This window comes from Streptomyces sp. NPDC043685, from assembly GCF_056436585.1.
This window is the reverse complement of record NZ_JBWKCH010000007.1, coordinates 30,992-43,576: the sequence shown is the minus strand read 5'-3', so window position 1 is coordinate 43,576 and position 12,585 is coordinate 30,992. Positions and strand designations below refer to the sequence as shown.

14 protein-coding genes are annotated in these 12,585 nt (G+C 72.8%); 3 read left to right on the top strand and 11 right to left on the bottom strand.

The annotated features are described in order from the left end of the window. Positions 1-25: 25 nt before the first annotated feature. Positions 26-685, bottom strand: coding sequence for a LysM peptidoglycan-binding domain-containing protein (locus tag AC0665_RS23325; RefSeq protein ID WP_478705725.1), 660 nt, complete (start codon positions 683-685; stop codon positions 26-28). A gap of 541 nt (positions 686-1,226) precedes the next feature. On the opposite strand from AC0665_RS23325, the gene AC0665_RS23320 reads away from it, so the two are divergent. Next, positions 1,227-2,009, top strand: a complete 783-nt coding sequence (locus tag AC0665_RS23320; RefSeq protein ID WP_363120446.1) for a hypothetical protein — start codon at positions 1,227-1,229, stop codon at positions 2,007-2,009. An 85-nt stretch (positions 2,010-2,094) separates the two neighbouring features. Further along, positions 2,095-2,481 (top strand): hypothetical protein, encoded by a 387-nt coding sequence (locus AC0665_RS23315; RefSeq protein WP_478509850.1) that lies wholly within the window; start codon positions 2,095-2,097, stop codon positions 2,479-2,481. Between the two features lie 59 nt (positions 2,482-2,540). On the opposite strand, the gene der is transcribed toward AC0665_RS23315, so the two are convergent. The 5 genes from der to aroH form a co-directional block, all read right to left on the bottom strand. Next, positions 2,541-4,034 carry a ribosome biogenesis GTPase Der gene (gene der / locus AC0665_RS23310; protein ID WP_478705724.1) on the bottom strand — a complete coding sequence of 498 codons (1,494 nt, stop codon included), beginning with the start codon at positions 4,032-4,034 and terminating at the stop codon, positions 2,541-2,543. A gap of 79 nt (positions 4,035-4,113) precedes the next feature. Continuing rightward, on the bottom strand, positions 4,114-4,761 hold the full coding sequence (locus AC0665_RS23305) for a lysophospholipid acyltransferase family protein (protein ID WP_468410630.1): 648 nt from the start codon (positions 4,759-4,761) through the stop codon (positions 4,114-4,116). Continuing rightward, on the bottom strand, positions 4,758-5,420 hold the full coding sequence (gene cmk / locus AC0665_RS23300) for a (d)CMP kinase (RefSeq protein ID WP_468410632.1): 663 nt from the start codon (positions 5,418-5,420) through the stop codon (positions 4,758-4,760). The genes AC0665_RS23305 and cmk overlap by 4 nt, the downstream gene beginning before the upstream one ends. Positions 5,421-5,625: 205 nt before the next feature. Beyond that, a complete protein-coding gene (locus AC0665_RS23295) occupies positions 5,626-6,711 on the bottom strand; it encodes a prephenate dehydrogenase (protein ID WP_468410634.1) in 1,086 nt (361 codons plus the stop codon). Continuing rightward, a complete protein-coding gene (aroH, locus tag AC0665_RS23290; RefSeq protein WP_363122552.1) occupies positions 6,708-7,070 on the bottom strand; it encodes a chorismate mutase in 363 nt (120 codons plus the stop codon). The genes AC0665_RS23295 and aroH overlap by 4 nt, the downstream gene beginning before the upstream one ends. Before the next feature lie 179 nt (positions 7,071-7,249). Here aroH and AC0665_RS23285 point away from each other — a divergent pair, with 179 nt between their 5' ends. After that, on the top strand, positions 7,250-7,687 hold the full coding sequence (locus AC0665_RS23285; protein ID WP_468410636.1) for a Rieske (2Fe-2S) protein: 438 nt from the start codon (positions 7,250-7,252) through the stop codon (positions 7,685-7,687). Between the two features lie 24 nt (positions 7,688-7,711). Here AC0665_RS23285 and AC0665_RS23280 read toward each other — a convergent pair whose 3' ends face one another. The 5 genes from AC0665_RS23280 to AC0665_RS23260 all read right to left on the bottom strand — a co-directional run bounded on the left by AC0665_RS23280 (position 7,712) and on the right by AC0665_RS23260 (position 12,583). Continuing rightward, complete coding sequence (locus AC0665_RS23280) at positions 7,712-8,731, bottom strand: ADP-ribosylglycohydrolase family protein (protein ID WP_478705723.1); 1,020 nt, start codon at positions 8,729-8,731, stop codon at positions 7,712-7,714. Next, entirely contained in the window at positions 8,728-9,447 is a 720-nt protein-coding gene (locus AC0665_RS23275) for an NUDIX hydrolase (protein ID WP_468410640.1), read from the bottom strand. Before AC0665_RS23275 ends, AC0665_RS23280 begins: the two co-directional genes overlap by 4 nt. Positions 9,448-9,510: 63 nt before the next feature. After that, positions 9,511-10,629, bottom strand: coding sequence for a pseudouridine synthase (locus tag AC0665_RS23270; RefSeq protein WP_468410642.1), 1,119 nt, complete (start codon positions 10,627-10,629; stop codon positions 9,511-9,513). Next, positions 10,629-11,315: an SMC-Scp complex subunit ScpB gene (scpB, locus tag AC0665_RS23265; protein ID WP_468410644.1), complete on the bottom strand. Its 687-nt coding sequence runs from the start codon at positions 11,313-11,315 to the stop codon at positions 10,629-10,631. The genes AC0665_RS23270 and scpB overlap by 1 nt, the downstream gene beginning before the upstream one ends. Continuing rightward, positions 11,312-12,583, bottom strand: coding sequence for a segregation and condensation protein A (locus AC0665_RS23260; protein WP_478606784.1), 1,272 nt, complete (start codon positions 12,581-12,583; stop codon positions 11,312-11,314). The genes scpB and AC0665_RS23260 overlap by 4 nt, the downstream gene beginning before the upstream one ends. Positions 12,584-12,585: the final 2 nt, after the last annotated feature.

The window sequence follows — 12,585 nt, the reverse complement described above, 5'->3', positions numbered from 1 at the left end:
TGTCCCGGCGAGGGGGAGCAGCGGCTCAGAACACGAGACGCAGGCCGGGCACGATCACGTCGGGATCCGCCCCGATGGCGGCCCTGTTGGCGGCGTAGAGGCGCTGCCAGGTGGTTCCGTGCCGGGCGGCGACGCCGCTCAGCGTGTCGCCCGGGCGCACCGTGTGGTCACCGCGGGACGATCCGCGGTCCGCGTGCTCCGTGGCCCGCGCGGACGCCCCGAACGACTTCACCGGCTTCGACGGTTCGGACGGCTTCGACGGGGCCGGCCCGGTGGAGGTGACCGGGTCGGCGGCCGGTGCGCCGCCGCTCGCCCCGGCGCGTGCCGAGCAGGTCGGCCAGGCGCCCCAGCCCTGGGCGCGCTGGACCTTGGTGGCGACGGCGATCTGCTGGGACCTGCTCGCCCGGTCGGCGGTGGGCGCGTAGGCCGTGCCGCCGTAGGCGTTCCAGGTGGAGGGCGCGAACTGAAGTCCGCCGTAGTAGCCGTTGCCGGTGTTGATGTGCCAGTCGCCGCCGCTCTCGCACTGGGCGATGCGGTCCCACACTCCGCTGTCGGCCGCCGCGGCGTTCCCGGTCGCGGCGAGCACTCCGAGGGGCGCGAGCAGTGCCGCGCCGGCGGGGACCGCCGTCGTACGAACCTGCTGCTTCCGGACGTCGGAGCGAGTGGTATGGGCACATTCGGACATGTAGGTCCCTTTCGAAACACCCGGGATCCCCCAAGGCGGACGCCACCGCGCGCCATCGGGCGCGAGGCCGGCGCTCGCCCCGCCCACCGGAGCTCGTGCTCCACCCGGTTCCTGGGAACCGGCGGCCGGTGGACGTACCCGAGCGGTGCTCATTGCACACGGCCGAGGAATCTATGGAGGCCGGGGCCCGGCATCAACCAGTCGCCCGTCGCGGCAGGCCAGTTCAGTGATACCTCGGGTAACGGCGGCTTCCGGACACCCACTTCATTCGCGGATTTCCGGATTTGTCGACCCACCTCCCCGGTGGCCTGTGACCCACTTCACCCTTCCAACATCCGTCGCACAGCGCGGAGTTGACGGTGAGTGCGCGATTCCGCGCCGAACGTGACCCTGTGCGCTGGTTGGTTCGATTCCGTTCGCCCTGGGGCGTGACTCCCGCCACAGATCGCCCGTTGTCATCTTCATGAGCCGGGACCTTCCCGGACCACGGGCCGGGAGCCACCCGGCCTCGCCACGCACCGCATCCCCGAGGGAGCCACCCGTGCCGCGCATGCTCGACGTCAGCGACGAGGTACGCGCCGAGATCGGCGACGAAGAAGCAGACCGCCTGCTCGCCGGAGAGACCGCCCCGGGCAGTTACGACTGCACGTCCTGCCGCACTCCGGGCGACTCCGACCAGGAGCGCACCAGCACCGTCCTGTTCATCGGGGACGAGACCGCCGTCCTCGCGTTCGCCCACGCCGGCTGTCTGCCCTCGCAGGTCGTACAGGTCACCGAGGAGCAGCTGCGGGGCGCGGTGAAGTCCATCGCCGGCGACACCGTCGACCTGGAGCCCGACAAGGTGGTGCCCGAGCAGGCGGTGCTCGGCGTGACCAGCGGGCTCGTCCTGATCGGCGGCGAGCTGCACCCGGCCCTGGTGGTGGAGCCGACCGGACCCATCGCCCGGCCCGGCACGACCGGCACCGGCGACGACTTCCTGCCGCTGCTCATCGAGCAGGGCTTCATGCCGCTGACGGAGCTGTCGGCCGTGCCGCCCGTGTTGCACGGCTGGTCGGTGCTGCTCGCCATGGGCCAGCTGCACGCGGTGCTCCAGCCGGGCACCAACGGCGGCCGGCCGGTGGCCTGGTGGCAGGCCCACCAGCCGCTCCAGGTGACCGAGGGCTGGCGCGCGGCCGCCAACAAGCACCAGCAGGTCCTGATGCTCGCCGCGCCCGCCGGCTCGATCGGCCGCCAGCCGCGCGAGGACCTGCTGCGGGACGCGCTGGACAAGGCCGCGGCGAACGGACAGCTGGTCGGCTCGGCGCTGCCGCTGGCCGGCACCTGAGCCGCACGTCACCCCCGTGGACCGGACACCCGCGAAAGCCGTACCCGGGCCGCATCCCTTGACCCGCGGTGTCGTTTGGACATACGTGCACGCATACGACGTTCCCCGCCGCCAGTCCTTCTCGCCGATCCCGTCCGCGCGATCGGCTCAGGACGCCCAGGGCGGCCCATCGGCCACGCCGATCTACGACGCGCTCTACGCCGAGTACGTCAAGTCCTTCCGCGCACTGCCCGGCGACCGCAGCGGCGAGGAGAAGCTGGGATTCACCGCCTTCGGGAACACCCCGTACAGCTCGGGCTCGTACACAGGCGCGTACGGCAGCTCCTACAGTGCCTACAGCGCGGGCGCCCAGAGCGCCCGCCATGCCGCGGGGCAGCAACCGCAGTGGCAGCGCGTCGGCACCGTCGCGCACGGCACGGGGATGCACTACGTACCGGCCGCGCTGCCACCAGGGCGGCGCCGGGACATCTGAGCGAGCACCGGACAGCGCAAAGGGCGGCCCCGTCGGGGCCGCCCTTTGCGCTGTCTCCGCTACTTCTTCCTGCCGCGCTTCTCGCGCACCCGCACCGAGATGTGGATCGGCGTCCCGTCGAAGCCGAACTCCTCGCGCAGGCGACGCTCGATGAAGCGCCGGTAGCCCGCCTCGATGAAGCCGGAGGCGAACAGCACGAACCGCGGCGGCTTGGTGCCCGCCTGGGTGCCGAACAGGATGCGCGGCTGCTTGCCGCCCCGGACCGGGTGCGGGTGGGCGGCGACCAGCTCACCGAGGAAGGCGTTCAGCCGGCCCGTCGGGACCCGGGTCTCCCAGCCGACGAGGGCCGTCTCGATCGCCGGGACCAGCTTCTCCATGTGCCGGCCCGTGCGCGCCGAGACGTTCACCCGCGGTGCCCACGCCACCTGGCCGAGCTCGGTCTCGATCTCCCGCTCCAGGTAGTAGCGGCGCTCCTCGTCGAGGGTGTCCCACTTGTTGTACGCCAGGACGATCGCACGGCCCGCGTCGACGGCCATGGTGACGATCCGCTGATCCTGCACCGAGATCGACTCGGAGCCGTCGATCAGGATGACCGCCACCTCGGCCTTCTCCACGGCGGCGGCGGTGCGCAGCGAGGCGTAGTAGTCGGCGCCCTGCTGGAGGTGGACGCGCTTGCGGATGCCCGCCGTGTCGACGAACTTCCAGGTGACGCCGCCGAGTTCGATCAGCTCGTCGACCGGGTCGCGGGTGGTGCCCGCCAGCTCGTTGACGACGACGCGCTCCTCGCCCGCCACCTTGTTGAGCAGCGAGGACTTGCCGACGTTCGGGCGGCCGATCAGGGCGACGCGGCGCGGACCGCCGACACCGCCCCCGCCGAACGTCTCGCGGGGCGCCTCGGGGAGCACCTCCAGGACCTTGTCGAGCATGTCGCCGGTGCCCCGGCCGTGCAGCGCGGAGACCGGGTGCGGCTCCCCCAGGCCCAGCGACCACAGGTAGGAGGCGTCGGCCTCGCCGCTCTGGCCGTCCACCTTGTTGGCGCACAGCACGACCGGCTTGCCGGCCTTGCGCAGCAACCGGACGACGGCCTCGTCGGTGTCGGTGGCGCCGACCTTGGCGTCGACGACGAAGACGACGGCGTCGGCGGCCTCGATGGCGTACTCCGCCTGGGCGGCCACGGAGGCGTCGATGCCGAGGACGTCCTGCTCCCAGCCGCCGGTGTCGACGACCTTGAAGCGGCGGCCCGCCCACTCGGCCTCGTAGGTCACACGGTCGCGGGTGACACCGGGCTTGTCCTCGACGACGGCCTCGCGGCGCCCGATGATGCGGTTCACCAGGGTCGACTTGCCGACATTGGGGCGGCCGACGACGGCGAGCACGGGCAGCGGGCCGTGGCCCGCCTCCTCGAGGGCGCCCTCGACGTCCTCGAGGTCGAAGCCCTCCTCCGCGGCGAGCTCCATGAACTCCGCGAACTCGGCGTCACCGAGCGCCCCGTGGTCGTGCTCGTACGCGCCGTCGGACGCGTCCGAGCCGTCGGGCTGGATGTGGTCGTTCATGAAGTCCGTACCTCGTCGTTCATCGTGGTGGTCGGTGGAGTGCCCGATGTGTCCGGGCTGATCCACTACTCAGTGTCGCTCAGCGCCTGGTGAGACGCCTGGCGTTTTCCAGGTGGGCCGCGAGCTGCTTCTGGATGCGCCCGGTCGCCTCGTCCAGCGCCTTGCGGGTCCGGCGTCCGGAGCCGTCGCCCGCCTCGAAGGGCTCGCCGAAGACGACGTCGACGCGCGAGCGCAGCGGAGGCAGCGCCTTTATCAACCGTCCGGGCCGGTCGGAACTTCCCAGCACGGCCACCGGGACGATCGGGGCACCGCTGCGCACGGCGAAGTACGCGAGCCCGGCGCGCAGCGAGGCGAAGTCGCCCTCGCCCCGGGTGCCCTCCGGGAAGATGCCGAGCACGCCGCCGCCCTCCAGGACGCCCAGCGCCTGGGTGATCGCCGTGCGGTCGGTGGTGGTGCGGTCGACCTTGACCTGCCCGATGCCGAGCAGGAAGGGGTCCAGCGGCCCGATGAACGCTTCCTTCTTGATCAGGAAGTGTGTCGGGCGGGGCGCCACCCCCATGACCATGGGGCCGTCGATGTTGTGGGAGTGGTTGACCGCGAAGATCACCGGCCCGCTCGCCGGCACCCGCCAGGCGCCGAGCACGCGCGGCTTCCACAGCCCGTACATCAGGCCGACGCCGATGCGCCGCCCGACCTCGGCGCCCCGCGCCGAAGGCAACTCGGTCACTTTCCGGCCCGCTTCTCCTCGACGAGGGTGACGACGCACTCGATGACCTGGGCCAGGGTGAGCGCGGTGGTGTCCACCTCGACGGCGTCGTCCGCCTTGGCGAGCGGGGAGGTCTTGCGGCTGGAGTCGGCGGCGTCCCGCTTGATCAGGGCCTCGCGGGTGGAGTTGACGTCGGCGCCCTTCAGCTCGCCGCTGCGGCGGGCGGCCCGGGCCTCCGCGGAGGCGGTGAGGAAGATCTTGAGGTCGGCGTCCGGCAGCACCGTCGTGCCGATGTCCCGGCCCTCGACGACGATGCCCCGCTCCGCGGAGGCGGCGATCGAACGCTGGAGTTCGGTGATCCGGGCGCGCACCTCGGGCACCGCGCTGACGGCGCTGACCTTGGAGGTGACCTCCTGGGTGCGGATCGGGCCGGCCACGTCGACGCCGTCGACCGTGATCGTCGGCCCCTCGGGGTCCGTGCCGGAGACGATCTCGGGCTTGCCCGCGGCGGCGGCCACGGACACCGGGTCGTCGACGTCGATGCCGTTGTTCACCATCCACCAGGTGATCGCCCGGTACTGGGCGCCGGTGTCCAGGTAGCTCAGCCCGAGCTGCGCCGCCACGGCCTTCGAGGTGCTCGACTTGCCCGTGCCGGACGGGCCGTCGATGGCGACAATCACTGGCGTGGCGCTTTCCACAGTGGGGACCTTCCTGAACCGGGCTCGGCGGGGGTGAGGGCGCGAGTGCCCCGCACAAGGTTACTGGGTTCGCGTCACTCGTCCGGCCCCGCGTCCACGGCGGCGCCCCGCGGCCGGGAGCGGCGTCCTGCCGCGCCGGAGCGGAGGCCGGGCGGCAGCCCCCGGGAGCGTCACCGGCCGCACCCGCTCACTGCCGCAGCGCCCAGCCCCGCTCCCGCAGCGCGGCGCTCAGCACCGGGGCCGCCTTCGGCTCCACCATCAGCTGCACCAGACCGGCCTGCTGCCCCGTCGCGTGCTCGATCCGTACGTCCTCGATGTTGACGCCGGCCATGCCCGCGTCGGCGAAGATCCGGGCCAGCTGTCCCGGCTGGTCGTCGATGAGCACCGCCACGACCTCGTACGCCCGGGGCGCGGAGCCGTGCTTGCCGGGGACGCGGACCTGCCCGGCGTTGCCGCGCCGCAGCACGTCCTCGATCCCGTCGGCGCCCTCGCGGCGCTTGTGGTCGTCGGAGGACTGCAGGGCGCGCAGGGCCCGCACGGTCTCCTCCAGGTCGGCGGCGACGTCCGTGAGCAGGTCGGCCACCGGCGCGGGGTTCGCGGAGAGGATGTCGATCCACATCCGGGGGTCGGAGGCGGCGATCCTCGTCACGTCCCGGATGCCCTGCCCGCACAGCCGTACGGCGGCCTCCTCGGCGTGCTCCAGCCGCGCGGCGACCAGGCTGGAGACCAGGTGGGGCATGTGCGAGACGAGGGCGACGGCCCGGTCGTGGGCGTCGGCGTCCATGACCACCGGCACCGCACGGCAGTGCGAGACCAGCTCCAGGGCGAGGTTCAGCACCTCGGTGTCGGTGTCCCGGGTCGGGGTCAGCACCCAGGGGCGGCCCTCGAAGAGGTCCCCGGTCGCGGCCAGCGGGCCGGACTTCTCCCGGCCCGACATGGGGTGGGAGCCGATGTACGCCGACAGGTCGAGGCCGAGCGCCTCCAGCTCCCGGCGCGGTCCTCCCTTGACGCTGGCGACGTCGAGGTAGCCGCGTCCCGCTCCGCGCCGCATGGCGTCGCCGAGCACACCGGCGACGTGCGCGGGCGGGGCGGCGACGATCACGAGGTCGACGGGCCCGTCCGGTGCCTCGTCGGTCCCGGCGCCGAGCGCGGCCGCGGTACGGGCCTGCTCCGGGTCGGGGTCGGCGAGGTGGACGGTGACACCCCGCTGTGCCAGCGCCAGCGCGGCGGACGTGCCGATGAGGCCGGTGCCGATGACGAGTGCGGTCCTCACTGGGCGATGTCCTTGCGCAGGGCGGCGGCGGCGCCGAGGTAGACGTGGGCGATGCCGGCCCGGGGCCGGTCGGACTCGATGTGCGCGAGGACCCGGACGACGCGCGGCATGGCGCCCTCGATGTCCAGCTCCTGGGCGCAGATGAGCGGGACGTCGACGATGCCCAGCTTGCGGGCGGCGGCCGCCGGGAAGTCGCTGTGCAGGTCGGGCGTGGCCGTGAACCAGATGCTGATCAGGTCGTCGGCGGTGAGATCGTTGCGCTCGAGGATCTCCGTGAGCAGGGCACCGACCTGCTCGTCCATGTGCCCGGCCTCGTCCCGTTCGAGTTGGACGGCGCCCCGGACCGCTCGTACCGCCACGGCGTTGCTCCTTGCTGATGTGCGTGTCGCTCTCCGTCCGACCAGCCTAGTCAGCCCGCGCGGCCCGGGTGCGCGGCGCCCGCCCGGTGAGACGCCGGGATCGTGGGGTTTGAGTAGATTCAGTGTGAAGATGAACCGAATTCCGATGCACCCCCACTTGGCACTTCCGGAGTGACGACATGAGCTACGAGACCACGCGCCGCACGGTCCTCCTCGCGACGGGCGCGACAGGCGCGGCGGTGCTCGTCGCGGCCTGCGGCGGGGGCGGCGACAGCGGCTCCGAGTCGACGGACTCCCCCACCGGCGGGGACGCGACGAGCGGGCGCGCCGGGCGGGTCCTGGCCGACGTCGGCGAGATCCCGGTCGGCGGCGGCAAGATCTTCGCGGACGCGGAGGTCGTGGTGACCCAGCCGGAGGCGGGCCGCTTCAAGGCCTTCTCGGCGATCTGCACCCATCAGCGCTGCACGGTGGGGTTCGTGTCCGACGGCACCATCGACTGCCCGTGCCACGGCAGCAAGTTCCGTATCGCCGACGGCGCGGTGGCCCACGGCCCGGCGACGCGGCCGCTGCCCGCCGAGCGGATCACCGTGGAGGGAAACTCGATCCGCCTGGCGTGAGGGCCCGCGGCCGGCCCCGCCGTGTCACGCGTCCCACAGCGCCCCGAGGGCGAGCAGGTCGCTCCGGTACTCGACACGGTCGGCCCACTCGGTGGGCCAGGCCTGCGCGCCCAGGTGCGCGCCGGTGAAGGCGCCCGTCAGGCAGGCGATCGAGTCGGAGTCGCCCGAGGTGCAGGCGGCACGGCGCAGGGCCGTCACCGGCTCGTCGACGAAGATCAGGAAGCACAGCAGCCCGGTCGCCAGGGCCTCCTCGGCGATCCAGCCCTCACCGGTGGCCAGGCACGGGTCGGTCTCCGGCGAGACGGTGCGCACGGCGTGCTGGAGCCGGTCCAGGGCCTCCAGGCACTCGTCCCAGCCGCGTGCGATGAACCGCTCGGGGCTGGTGTCCTCGGCGCGGCGCCACAGGTCGCCCAGCCAGCGCTCGTGGTAGCGGCTGCGGTTCTCCAGGGCGTACGAGCGGAGCAGGCCGACCAGACCCGTCGGCTCAGCGCCCTGGGCGAGCAGGCGTACGGCGTGGGCGGTCAGGTCGGAGGCCGCCAGGGCCGTGGGGTGGCCGTGGGTGAGCGCCGCCTGCAACTGGGCGGCACCGGCCCGCTGTTCGTCACTCAGGCCGGGCACCAGCCCCAGGGGCGCGACGCGCATGTTGGCACCGCAGCCCTTGGAGTGGATCTGCGAGGCGTCCTGCCAGGGGCGGGTCTCGTCCTTCAGCAGCATGCAGGCCTTCATGCAGGTGCGGCCCGGGGCCCTGTTGTTCTCCGGGGATTGGTACCAGTCGACGAACTCCTCCCGCAGCGGCCGGGCCAGGCGCAGCGGCGTGAGCAGCCCCCGGTCCATCGCCGTGCGCACCGCGCGGCCCAGCGCCAGCGTCATCTGCGTGTCGTCCGAGACGAAGGCGCGCTGCGGCAGCTCCATCTCCCGCCAGGGTCCGCATGTGGCGAGGATCGAGGGCACGTCGTTGAACTCGGTCGGGAAGCCCAGCGCGTCGCCGAGGGCGAGCCCCGTCAGCGTTCCGGTGGCGGCTTGCTTGTCGACGAGCGTGGTCATGCCGGGCGTCCTTCCCGGGTGGGCCGGAGGAGAGGCGGGTGCAGGGCGGCGGCGGTTCCGGCGCGGTAGAGCGCGGCGGGTTTGCCCCGGCCGCCGGTCAGCCGGGCGGCGCCGGGGACGGCTTCGACGAAGCCGGGCGTGGCGAGCACCTTGCGCCGGAAGTTGGGCCGGTCGAGCTCGGTGCCCCACACGGTCTCGTAGACCTGCTGGAGCTCGCCGAGGGTGAACTCGGGCGGGCAGAAGGCGGTGGCGAGGCAGGTGTACTCGAACTTGGCGCCGACGCGGTCGTGGGCGTCGGCCAGGATGCGGTCGTGGTCGAAGGCGAGCGGCCCCTCCGTGCCGTACGGCACCCAGTCGGCCCGGGCCGCGTCGCTGCCGCCCCGCACCTCGGGTGCGTCGGGCAGCAGCGCGGCGAAGGCGACCGACACGACCCGCATCCGGGGGTCGCGGCCGGGCTCGCTGTAGGTGCGCAGCTGCTCCAGATGCAGCCCCGAGACGTCGGACAGGCCGGTCTCCTCGGCGAGTTCGCGCCGGGCGGCCGTCTCCGCCGACTCGTCCGGCCGCAGGAACCCGCCGGGCAGGGCCCGGCGTCCGGCGTACGGCTCCTGTCCGCGTTCGACGAGCAGCACGTGCAGCGCGCCCTGCCGGACGGTGAACACGGCCAGGTCGACGGTGACGGCGAACGGTTCATGGGCGTACTTGTCGTAGCCGTGCATCGCCGAACACCCCCTTTTATAGTCACCACGACTATAAAAGGGGGTGTGAGTCGGTCACAAGGTCTAGAGGTCGACTTCCTGCATCAGCATGCCGACCTCGGTGTTGGACAGCCGCCGCAGCCAGCCCGACTTCTGGTCGCCGAGGGTGATCGGGCCGAAGGCGACCCGGACCAGCTTGTCGACCGGGAAGCCGGCCTCCGCCAGCATCCGGCGCACGATGTGCTTGCGGCCCTCGTGGAGGGTGACCTCGACGAGGTAGTTCTTGCCGGTCTGCTCGACGACCCGGAAGTGGTCGGCGCGCGCGTAGCCGTCCTCCAGCTGGATGCCGTCCTTGAGCTTCTTGCCCAGATCGCGCGGGATGGGGCCGACGATGTGCGCGAGGTAGGTCTTCTTCACGCCGTACTTCGGGTGGGTCAGCCGGTGCGCCAGCTCGCCGTGGTTGGTGAGCAGGATGACACCCTCGGTCTCGGTGTCGAGCCGGCCGACGTGGAAGAGGCGCGTCTCACGGTTGGTGACGTAGTCCCCGAGGCACTGGCGGCCCTCCGGGTCCTCCATCGTCGACACCACACCGGCGGGCTTGTTCAGCGAGAAGAACTGGTAGCTCTGGGTGGCGACGGTCAGCCCGTCGACCTTGATCTCGTCCTTCTCCGGGTCGACCCGCTTGCCCTGCTCCAGCACGATCTCGCCGTTGACCTCGACCCGGGCCTCCTCGATCAGCTCCTCGCAGGAGCGCCGGGAGCCGAAGCCCGCGCGGGCGAGGACCTTCTGCAGCCGCTCGCCCTCCTGCTCGGCGCCGGGGAAGGTCTTGGGGAGCTTGACCTCCTTCTTCCCGGCGTACCGGTCGCGGTTGCGCTCCTCGATCTGCGCCTCGTACTCGCGGGGGCGCGCCGGGGCCGTGCGGCCCGGCCGCTGGGGCTGCTTGGGCCCGCCCTTGGCACCACCGCGGGCCGCGCCGCCCCGTCCGGCCTTGGGGCCGTCCTTGGTCGCCCCGGGGCCCACGTCGTAGCGGCGCTCCTCGGGGCGCGGCTTCTTCGGACGGCCACTGCCCTGCTTGTCGTCGCGGTTGTTGCCGGCGCCGCGGAAGTTGCCGCGACCACCACCACTCCCGCCGCGGCCGCCGCTGTTGCCACCACGGCTCCCGCCGTTGTTTCCGCTGCTGTTCCTGCCGCTGCTGCTTCGCATCAAAGTTCCGTCTGGTCGTCTTCGTCGTGGGTCCCCGGGCTCACCGGGCGGCCCGGCGCGTCGTCGTCGGGCGCGTCCGGGTCGAACGACGGTACGCCCTCCTGGGTCTCGGCCTCGATCGCCTCCGCCTCCGGGAGGAAGGGCGCGAGCTCCGGGAGCTCGTCCAGGCCGCGCAGGCCCATCCGCTCCAGGAAGTAGTTCGTCGTCCTGTACAGGATCGCACCTGTTTCGGGTTCCGTGCCCGCCTCCTCTGTCAGACCGCGCTGGAGGAGGGTCCGCATGACACCGTCGCAGTTGACTCCGCGTACGGCCGAGACCCGGCTGCGGCTGACCGGCTGCCGGTAGGCGACGACGGCCAGGGTCTCCAGCGCGGCCTGTGTGAGGCGGGCCTGCTGGCCGTCCAGCACGAAGCGCTCGACGGCCGGTGCGTAGCCGGCCCGGGTGTAGAAGCGCCAGCCGCCCGCGACGTACCGCAGCTCGAAGCCGCGTCCCTGGACGGTGTACTCGTCGGCCAGCTCGCGCAGGGCGTCGGCGATCTGCCGCTTCGGCCGCTCCAGTATCTTCGCGAGGTGCTCCTCGGTCGCGGGTTCGTCCACGACCATGAGGACGGCCTCCAGGGCCGGTTTCAGCTCGAGGTCGGCGACGGTGCGCGGCCCGGCCGGCAGGTCGGTCGTTCGCTCGCTCACGCCTTCTTCTCCTCCTTCGGCGGCTCGGGCGGCCGGTCGAACTCGTCGGTGACGGTCGGTGTCCGGTCACCGTCCCCGCCGGTCCACCGCACGAGCAGGTCCCCGAGCGCGGTCTCCTGCTCCAGCTCGACGGCCTTCTCGCGGTACAGCTCCAGCAGGGCGAGGAACCTCGCCACGACGGTCAGGGTGTCGTCGGTGTCCTCCACGAGGGCGCGGAAACTGGCCTCCCCCAGCTCCCGCAGCCGGGTCACGACGATCAGCGCCTGCTCCTGCACGCTGACCAGCGGGGCGTGGATGTGGTCGACGTAGACCTGCGGCTTGGGCCTGGGCTGCATGGCCTTCACGGCGAGCTTGGCGAAGCGCTCGGCGCCGATGCTGATCACGACGTCGGGCAGCAGCTCGGCGTGGTGCGCCTCCAGCCCGACGGTCCGGGGGTAGCGCAGGGCCTCGTCGTCGAGCCGTCCGCTGAAGATGTCGGCGATCTGCTTGTACGCGCGGTACTGCAGCAGCCGGGCGAACAGCAGGTCCCGCGCTTCGAGCAGCGCGAGGTCGCCCTCGTCCTCCACCTCGGCGGCGGGCAGCAGCCGCGCGGCCTTCAGGTCGAGCAGGGTGGCGGCGACGACCAGGAACTCGGTCGTCTCGTCCAGGTCCCAGTCCGGCCCCATGGCCCGGATGTACGCCATGAACTCGTCGGTCACCTTGGACAGCGCGACCTCGGTGACGTCCAGCTTGTGCCGCGAGATCAACTGCAACAGCAGATCGAAGGGTCCCTCGAAGTTGGCGAGCCGGACCTTGAAGACCCCGTCGTCGGCCGCCGCCTCGGCGGCAACTCCGTCCGGTTCAGCCGTGTCCACCGGCCCGGGGGGCGCGGCCATCCGGGATCCGGACGTCGAAGGCGCGGGAGCGGCGTGCGGGGCAGAGGAGCCGGGCCCGGCCGCCGGGGTGGCGGGCCCCGCATGCGCGGGGCCCTCGCCCGCGGGCGGCGCTTCGAGCAGGACCGTCCCGGCCCGCAGCTCAACCGGCGGAGCCGTCCCGTCGTCCTCCACGCAGGAGGGCCCGGGCGACTCGGCCGCCTCGGTCCCCGCCCGCTCGACCGGCACGGCCGTGGGGCCGGCCCCCTGCGGTGAGGGGGGCGGCTCGGCCTCCTGGTGCCCGACCTCCGGCTGCTCGGCCGGCGGAGCCGTCCACGGAGCCGCCGGCCCCATCCCCAGCACACGCCGGCGGCCGGCCGGGCCGCCGGGGGGAGGTGGGGAAGCGTTCGAGGTCATGG

Bases quoted from the DNA above. Each gene is read 5' to 3' on its own strand.
- AC0665_RS23325 (WP_478705725.1), bottom strand. From the start codon at position 685: ATGTCCGAATGTGCCCATACCACTCGCTCCGACGTCCGGAAGCAGCAG.
- der (WP_478705724.1), bottom strand. From the start codon at position 4,034: ATGAACGACCACATCCAGCCCGACGGCTCGGACGCGTCCGACGGCGCG.
- AC0665_RS23285 (WP_468410636.1), top strand. From the start codon at position 7,250: ATGAGCTACGAGACCACGCGCCGCACGGTCCTCCTCGCGACGGGCGCG.
- AC0665_RS23280 (WP_478705723.1), bottom strand. From the start codon at position 8,731: ATGACCACGCTCGTCGACAAGCAAGCCGCCACCGGAACGCTGACGGGG.
- AC0665_RS23275 (WP_468410640.1), bottom strand. From the start codon at position 9,447: ATGCACGGCTACGACAAGTACGCCCATGAACCGTTCGCCGTCACCGTC.
- AC0665_RS23270 (WP_468410642.1), bottom strand. From the start codon at position 10,629: ATGCGAAGCAGCAGCGGCAGGAACAGCAGCGGAAACAACGGCGGGAGC.
- AC0665_RS23260 (WP_478606784.1), bottom strand. From the start codon at position 12,583: ATGACCTCGAACGCTTCCCCACCTCCCCCCGGCGGCCCGGCCGGCCGC.